At 74.1% G+C, this 6340-nt stretch carries 4 protein-coding genes; 2 read left to right on the forward strand and 2 right to left on the reverse strand.

Features of this window, described 5'->3' with window-relative positions; all coding sequences use genetic code 11:
• The first annotated feature begins 98 nt into the window (after positions 1 to 98).
• The gene (locus tag ACWEOZ_RS30940; protein ID WP_451914188.1) at positions 99 to 2810 is read left to right on the forward strand and encodes a putative bifunctional diguanylate cyclase/phosphodiesterase; all 2712 of its coding nucleotides are present in this window, start codon (positions 99 to 101) and stop codon (positions 2808 to 2810) included.
• Positions 2811 to 2812: 2 nt separating this feature from the next.
• Here the strand turns inward: ACWEOZ_RS30940 and ACWEOZ_RS30945 are convergent, their stop codons facing one another.
• Both ACWEOZ_RS30945 and ACWEOZ_RS30950 read right to left on the reverse strand, forming a co-directional pair.
• Positions 2813 to 3304, reverse strand: coding sequence for an anthrone oxygenase family protein (locus tag ACWEOZ_RS30945; protein ID WP_451914189.1), 492 nt, complete (start codon positions 3302 to 3304; stop codon positions 2813 to 2815).
• A 32-nt stretch (positions 3305 to 3336) separates the two neighbouring features.
• On the reverse strand, positions 3337 to 4542 hold the full coding sequence (locus ACWEOZ_RS30950) for a helix-turn-helix domain-containing protein (RefSeq protein ID WP_451914190.1): 1206 nt from the start codon (positions 4540 to 4542) through the stop codon (positions 3337 to 3339).
• A gap of 86 nt (positions 4543 to 4628) precedes the next feature.
• Here ACWEOZ_RS30950 and ACWEOZ_RS30955 point away from each other — a divergent pair, with 86 nt between their 5' ends.
• Positions 4629 to 6287 (forward strand): FAD-binding dehydrogenase, encoded by a 1659-nt coding sequence (locus ACWEOZ_RS30955; protein WP_451914191.1) that lies wholly within the window; start codon positions 4629 to 4631, stop codon positions 6285 to 6287.
• Positions 6288 to 6340 lie beyond the last annotated feature (53 nt).

Below are 6340 nucleotides of genomic sequence, written 5' to 3' on the forward strand. Positions count from 1 at the left end.
AAGCCGGGCACCGAACTTCTCAGGTGACCGGCCGCCCGCCCGATCTCGACGGTGACGTCACCCCGCCAGGTGGTGACCGGAGGCGGGGGAGGGCTCTGATGACGGTCAGGCACCGGCCTTCCGCCACCGTCGTGGTCGGCGTCACCGTGGCCGTGTTCGCCGCCTGGATGGCCACCGGGCTGGGCGGCGACGCCGTGACCCGGGCGGTCTCCGACGTCGGCACGGTCCTGATGACCCTGGTCGCCGGCCTGGCCTGCCTGCTCCGCGCCGCGCGACGGTGCGGCCGGATGGTCGTGGCGTGGGCCGCCATCGGCCTGGGCGCGCTCGCGTACTGCGCCGGCGAGGCCTGCTGGACGTTCACGGAGGTGGTCCAGGGCCGCGAGGTCCTGTTCCCCGGGCTGCCCGACCTCGGCTACCTCGCCATGGTCCCGCTGGTCGCGGCCGGTCTGCTGGCGGTCCCGGTGGGCCGGCAGTCGGTGGCGCACCGGATCCGCAGCATCGTCGACGGGCTGATGATCGCCGCCTCGCTGCTGCTGGTGAGCTGGATCGTCGTGCTGGCGCCGCTGCTCGCCGCGGGCGCCGACAGCCGGCTCGGCCGTCTCGTGCTGATCGGCTACCCGATCGGCGACGTCGTGCTGGTCACCGTGGCGCTCTACGTGCTGGCCCGGCTGCGCCGTGGCGGCCGGGACACCAGGCCGCTGCTGCTCATCGTGGGTGCCACGGTCACGCTCGGCGTCGCCGACAGCGCCTACCTGTACGTGTACCTGCACCACGACTACCGTTCCGGCGGCATCCTCGACATCGGCTGGTTCGCGGGCTTCGCCCTGGTCCTGCTGGCCGCGCTGCGCCCCGGCACCGCCACGGACGAGCCCGGCCCGGACGGCGACGACCCGGGCGACCGGAAGTCGTACGCGATCCTGCTGCCGTACGCGGCCGTGCTCGCCGCGCTGGGGTGCAGCGTCGTCCACTACGCCGTGTCCGGTGAGGCGGATCCGTTCTTCGCCGGCTGCCGGACCCTGCTCATCGTGCTGATCATCGCCCGCCAGCTGCTGACCCTGCTGGAGAACCGGCACCTGACCCGGCACCTGGAGGCCCGGGTGGCCAAGCGCACCGCCGACCTGCAGGCCAGCGAGCTGCGCTTCCGTGCCCTCGTGATGCAGAGCTCGGAATCGGTCGCGGTGATCGACGCCGACTCCACCATCCGGTTCCAGAGCGAGTCGGTGGAACGGATCTTCGGCTATCCGGCCTCGGTGCTGCTCGGCCTCAAGCTGCTCGACGTGGCCGGGCGCCGCGCCGCACCCCGGCTCGCCGCCGCCCTGGAGTCGGTCCGCGACCAGCCGCTCGGGGTCGTGGTGGCCGAGGTGCCGCTGCGGCACCGCGACGGCCGGATCCGGCTCGCCGAGATGACGATCACCAACCTCGTGCACGACCCGTCGGTCCGCGGCTACGTGCTCAACACCCGCGACATCCACGACGCCACCGAGCTGCAGGAACAGCTCGTGCACGAGGCGTACCACGACGCGCTGACCGGGCTGGCCAGCCGGGCGCTGTTCCGCGAGCGGGCCGTCGAGGCCCTGTCCCGCGACCCCGGCGGCGACGGCGTCGCCGTGCTGCTGCTCGACCTGGACGGCTTCAAGGAGATCAACGACAGTCTCGGGCACGCCGCCGGTGACGCCCTGCTGGTGCGGATCGCCGACCGGCTGCGCACCGCCGTCCGCGACGGTGACACCGTGGCCCGTTTCGGCGGCGACGAGTTCGGCGTGGTCATCGAATCACCCACTGCGCGCGCCGACGCGGAGAGCGTCGCCGGGCGCATCACGGCGGCCCTGGAGGAGCCGGTCCGGGTCGGGGAGCGGGACCTGCGCGTGGCGGTCAGCATCGGGCTGGCCTGCGGCGCCGACGCCGGCGACATCGACCAGCTGCTGCGCAACGCCGACCTGGCGATGTACCGGGCCAAGGCGGCCGGCGGGGCCGGGCTGGCCGCGTACGACCCGGAGATGCTCGCCGGGCTGGTGCAGCGGCTCGAGCTGGAGGCCGACCTGCGCCTCGCCCTGGACCGCGGGGAACTGGCCCTGCACTACCAGCCCACCGTCGACCTGCGTACCGGCGAGATCGTCGGTTTCGAGGCGCTGGTCCGCTGGCACCACCCGACCCGCGGCATGGTGTCCCCGCTGGACTTCATCGGCATCGCCGAGGCGACCGGCCTGATCGTGCCGCTCGGCCGCTGGGTGCTGACCGAGGCCTGCCGGCAGGCGGTGGCCTGGGGCGCGGGCAGCACCCGCCGGCTCAAGATGGCCGTCAACGTGTCGGTCCGGCAGTTCGACGACGGCGACCTGTCCGAGATGGTCGCCGAGGTGCTGGCCGGGACCGGCATGCCGGTGGACCAGCTGTGCCTGGAGATGACCGAGAGCGTGCTGCTCACCGACACCGACGAGAACCTCACCCAGCTGCAGCGGCTGAAGGCGCTGGGCGTCACCCTGGCCATGGACGACTTCGGTACGGGCTACTCGTCCCTGGCGTACCTGGGCCGCTTCCCGATGGACGTGCTGAAGATCGATCGCTCCTTCGTGGACCGGCTCGGCGGCGACCGCGAGGACGAGGCACTGGTCCGGACGATCGTGCGGCTGGCCCGCAGCCTCGGCATGACCACCGTCGCCGAGGGCATCGAGGACGCCGCCCAGCTCGCGATCCTGCGGGAACTCGGCTGCGACCTGGCCCAGGGCTTCTTCCTGTCCCGCCCGCTGCCCGCCGCCGAGGCGGGCCGGGTGCTCACCGAAGGCCCGGCGCGGGCGCTGGCCGTACCGGCCTGAGGTCAGCGGACCTGCCCGCGGACGACCAGCGCCCAGCACAGGCAGCCGAACGCCGCCGTGGTGGCCAGCGCGCGGACCAGGTTCCAGGTCGTCCAGCGGGCCGCGTCGAAGTGCTCGCGGATCCCGGCCAGGTCGGTGATCCGGTCCGGGTCGCCGGCCGCCTTGAGCGCGTCGTTGAGCGGTACGTGCACCGCCACGGTGATGACCGCCACCAGGGCGTTCAGGACGACCGCCACGAGCAGCCACGGCAGCAGGCGCCGGTCGGTGTTGAGCCCGGCGGCCACGGCCGTGCACAGCACCGCCCCGACGAAGCCGGTCATGAACCACGGGTTGATGATGGCCCGGTCGACGGCCTGGAACGCGCCGATGAACGTGCGGTCGTCGGTGCTGCCCAGCCCCGGCATGACGGTGTGCTGGTAGAGGCCGTAGACGCCCGCCATGAGTCCGGTGGTCATGGTCGCCGCCAGCAGTGCCGCCACCCTCAGTGTGTCCATGTGATCAGTCAACCGGTGCGGTGCGACGCAGGCTATCCGCGGGACTCCACACTGCATACGCGAGCGTCCAGGCGCTGCTGGTGCAGGGCGAGCTGCAGGGCCAGCCGCGCGTCGGGATCGTCCAGGGAGTCGCCGAACAGCCGCCGGAGCTTGCGCATCCTGTACCGCACGGTCTGCGGGTGCGCCGGCAGGGCGGCCGCCGCGGCGAGCACCTGTCCCTGGGCCCGGAGCCAGGCCAGCAGGGTCGCGGACAGCACCTCGCGGTCCGCCGGGGCGAGCGGTTGCAGCGGCGCCAGCCACCGGTCCGCGAGCCGGTCGCTCAGCCCCGGCTCCCAGGCCGTGACCAGCGTGACCAGGTGCTCGTCGCAGTGCAGCAGCGCCTCGGCCGGCAGCATCCCCGCCTGCTGCAACTGCAGGGCCCGGCGCGACAACCGGTACGACAACCGGGCCTCACCCAGCGGAACCGCCGGTCCCAGCGCCGCCCGCTGGCCGGCCAGCGCGGCCGTCAGGTGCGCGAGCCGGCCCGGGGTGGCCGGCTCGGGCAGGATCAGCCGGGTGGCGTCGGCGATGACCGTGGCGATCGTGCCGCTGCCCGCCCGCCGGGCCAGCTGCTCGCCGTCGGTGCCCTCCACGCTGACCACCGCCACCGAGGCCGGCACGGGCCAGCGGGCCGCGTCCGCGGCGGCCGCGATCGCCGCGCCGCCGGGCGGGTCCGGCTGCACGAGCAGCGTGATCAGCCGGCGCCGGGTGGTGTCCCAGTCGCGGCCGTGCTGGCGCTGCTCGTCGAGGTATCCCTCGGCCGCCGCCCCGGCGAGCGCGTCGATGAAGCCGAACAGAGCCGAGGCCAGCACGTACAGCACGGCCGGGGGCAGCTCCCGCTCGACCAGGTACGCCCAGATGGCGCGCCCGCCCAGGGTGAGGATCGAGCGCAGCGCGTCGATGTCGTGACCCTCGCGGAACTCCGTGCGGCCCAACCCGACGAACACCGCCCGGGGTCCCGCGAGCTCCCGGGCCGGCTCGGCCACCGCCCCGACGAAGGCGTCCACCGCCGTCTCGACCCCCAGCGTGAGGCCGCGCCCCTGGCCACCGGTGAGCGACCGGCCCTGAGCGCTCATCGCCGTACGCATCGTGCGGAGCACCCGCTCGCGCAACGCCGCCCGCTCGGTCCGGAGCCGCTCGCCGACGCCGGCCGGCAGGTCCGCGACGCGCGGCTCGATGTCGAGGAAGGCGTCGGGCACAGTTTTGTCACCCCGGTGATAAAGCGCGGGCGGAAATCCGCCTCGGTGGACCACCATCTTGGCACGGTGATGCCTAGCGTGAGGACATGGACGCAGATGTGATCGTGGTCGGGGCGGGACTCGCCGGGCTGGCGGCGACCGCCGAGCTCGCCGACGCGGGCCGCCGGGTGCTGCTGCTCGACCAGGAACCCGAGCAGAGCCTGGGCGGGCAGGCGTTCTGGTCGTTCGGGGGCCTGTTCCTGGTCGACTCGCCGGAGCAGCGCCGGATGGGCGTGCGCGACTCGGTCGAGCTGGCCTGGCAGGACTGGCTGGGCAGCGCGGCGTTCGACCGCGAGGAGGACCACTGGCCGCGGCAGTGGGCCCGGGCGTACGTGGACTTCGCCGCCGGCGAGAAGCGGGCCTGGCTGCGGGCCATGGGGCACCGGCTGTTCCCGGTGGTCGGCTGGGCCGAGCGCGGTGGCGGCTCCGCCGAGGGGCACGGCAACTCGGTGCCGCGTTTCCACCTGACCTGGGGGACCGGACCGGGGCTGGTCGAGCCGTTCGAGCGCCGGGTGCGCGCGGCGGCCGAGCGGGGCCTGGTGCACTTCGGCTTCCGGCACCGGGTGGACGGCCTGGTCAAGACCGGCGGGGTGGTCACCGGGGTGCGGGGACGCACGCTGGCGGCCAGCGGGGTCCGGCGCGGCGAGTCCAGCTCACGGGAGGAGACCGGCGATTTCGCGTACGAGGCGCAGGCGGTGATCGTCACGTCGGGCGGCATCGGCGGCGACCACGACCTGGTCCGCAAGGCCTGGCCGGCCCGGCTCGGGGCCCCGCCCAAGCGGATGGTCGCCGGCGTCCCGGCCCACGTGGACGGCCGGATGCTGGGCATCACCGAGCAGGCCGGCGGGCGCGTCGTCAACCCGGACCGGATGTGGCACTACGTCGAGGGCCTGCGCAACTGGGACCCGATCTGGCCGCAGCACGGCATCCGCATCCTGCCCGGCCCGTCGTCGCTGTGGCTGGACGCGACCGGCCGCCGGCTGCCGGCGCCGCTGTTCCCCGGCTTCGACACGCTCGGCACGCTGAAACACCTGATGGCCACCGGCTACGACTACAGCTGGTTCGTGCTGACCCAGAAGATCATCGAGAAGGAGTTCGCCCTGTCGGGCTCGGAGCAGAATCCCGACCTGACGAACAAGAGCATCCGGCAGGTGCTGGGCCGGGTCCGGGCCGGCGCGACCCCGCCGGTGGAGGCCTTCAAGCAGCACGGCGCCGACTTCGTCGTGGCGCCGACGTTGGACGAGCTGGTCACCGGCATGAACAAGCTGGCCGCGGAGAGCGACGGCCCGGCTCTGGAGCTGGAGGCGGTACGCCGCACGATCGAATCCCGCGACCGCGAGCTGACCAACCCGTTCAGCAAGGACGCACAGGTCACCGCCATCCACGGGGCCCGGCGCTACCGCGGCGACCGGCTGATCCGGGTGGCGTCGCCGCACCGGCTGCTGGACCCGGCGGCGGGCCCGCTGATCGCCGTCCGGCTCAACATCCTCACCCGCAAGACCCTGGGCGGCCTGCACACCGACCTCTCGGCCCGGGTCCTGCAGGCCGACGGCTCACCCCTGCCGGGCGTGTACGCGGCCGGCGAAGTCGCGGGCTTCGGCGGCGGCGGCATGCACGGCTACAACTCCCTGGAGGGCACCTTCCTGGGCGGCTGCTTGTTCTCCGGTCGCACCGCTGGTCGGGCCGCGGCCGCGGCAACTGCCTGACCGCGCCGGCCGGGCCGCAACCCGCCCGGCCGCGCCGCGCCGCGCCCGCCGGG

Source organism: Actinoplanes sp. NPDC004185 (genome assembly GCF_053603475.1).